Source organism: Candidatus Nitrosarchaeum limnium BG20 (genome assembly GCF_000241145.1).
Taxonomy (GTDB): domain Archaea; phylum Thermoproteota; class Nitrososphaeria; order Nitrososphaerales; family Nitrosopumilaceae; genus Nitrosarchaeum; species Nitrosarchaeum limnae.
The window spans coordinates 1-1,376 of record NZ_AHJG01000165.1; the positions used below are offsets into that span (position 1 = coordinate 1).

Sequence of the window (1,376 nt, forward strand, 5' to 3'; positions counted from 1 at the left end):
CATCTCTTATTACATTTGCAATAGTTCTCTGGAAAATAATTCCGACCTACTTCCTTTTTTTTAGATAATACTGGAAGTTTTCTAATTTTACTATCTCTCATTTTGTGGAGTGCTTCTTGTAACGTTGTTTTTTCATTTATTGTGATTAAAGGGGCTGACATTATGTCTTTTAGAGTTGCAGTTTCTACACGTGTAGTGATCTCACTCATTTTATTTATGATGTCTTCATCTGTGACTATTCCTATTGGTAAATTATTCTCATCTATGACAATGATGTCATCTCTATCAGAATCTTGAAGCATCTTGGCTGCTCCTCTGATCAATGTATTTTGATTTAGTAGGAGGAAGTCTTTGCTCATGTATGCACCAATATGTTTTGATAGAACATATGATACTGAACGTTCGGAGTCTGATGACATCAAGCTTCAATTAGTTATTGACGTTAAATAATTTGGTTTTATGATTATTAGATCGATATAAAAAATAAACATAAATTTACATTATTTAGTTTAGTATCTTTATAAGCATTAAAGAGGAACTTGTAGTTAGAATGAAGATTGATCAAGCTCAAGAACCTGATTATGAATCGTAAAAATTGATTATGTCGGATTTGTGGATCCTTACGCAGTTGAAGGCATGCTGGTACTAAAAGGCGATGATGGAAAAGAATTTCACATGCGTGCATTTTCGGGGGAGGTAGCTAGACATATCTCTAGCTTTGTTGACAGTGAAAGTGATTCAGTCCCATCTATCTACAAAATGATGGAAGAAATATGTGAAGAAAATGAATTGATCTTAGTAAAGGTCAAAATTTATGAAAGTGGTGAGGTGCTGCGTGCAAACTTGTATTTTACTGGGAAAAAGGACATCGTTCTAAGAAATTATCGTGCATCTGATGCTATGGCTCTTGGTGCATTGTATAACATTCCAATTTTAGTTCGAAAAAATCTACTGAAAGAACACATGGAAGCATAATTTTTGCTTTAGAATGGTTTTTTTACAATGTGATCTTCTGTGAGTTATGACCCAGGAAGAACATTTGATGGATAATCTGCTTAACGTTGATTTAGAGATAATTGATTGTGTTAGAACACTTCATCAAAATAACTGGGATTCTGGTAATTTAAAACAACAAATCGCCGATTTATTAAAAATACGTGATGATCTAGTTGATAAATTAATGTCATTCAAAGAACATGATGCAAACTGTGGTTGCGGTCATGAGCACAATTAAGTCAAATTCTTTAAAATTTTTAATTTATTTTTCTGCCAAGTAAACATCAAAAAAATTTTTAGGAAACATGTTTTTGATCTTTATTACCTCTGATTCATATTTTTTAATTTTTTCCTGAACTTTTTCAAATTCCTCTTTATCT

At 31.8% G+C, this 1,376-nt stretch carries 1 protein-coding gene and 2 pseudogenes; 2 read left to right on the forward strand and 1 reads right to left on the reverse strand.

What is annotated here, in order from left to right; all coding sequences use genetic code 11:
* Positions 1-419: pseudogene (locus BG20_RS04985) on the reverse strand (CBS domain-containing protein); the annotation flags it as partial.
* Positions 420-550: 131 nt separating this feature from the next.
* On the opposite strand from BG20_RS04985, the pseudogene BG20_RS04990 reads away from it, so the two are divergent.
* Positions 551-975: pseudogene (locus BG20_RS04990) on the forward strand (bifunctional nuclease family protein).
* A gap of 46 nt (positions 976-1,021) precedes the next feature.
* Entirely contained in the window at positions 1,022-1,234 is a 213-nt protein-coding gene (locus BG20_RS04995; protein ID WP_010191731.1) for a hypothetical protein, read from the forward strand.
* The last annotated feature ends 142 nt before the right edge of the window (positions 1,235-1,376 follow it).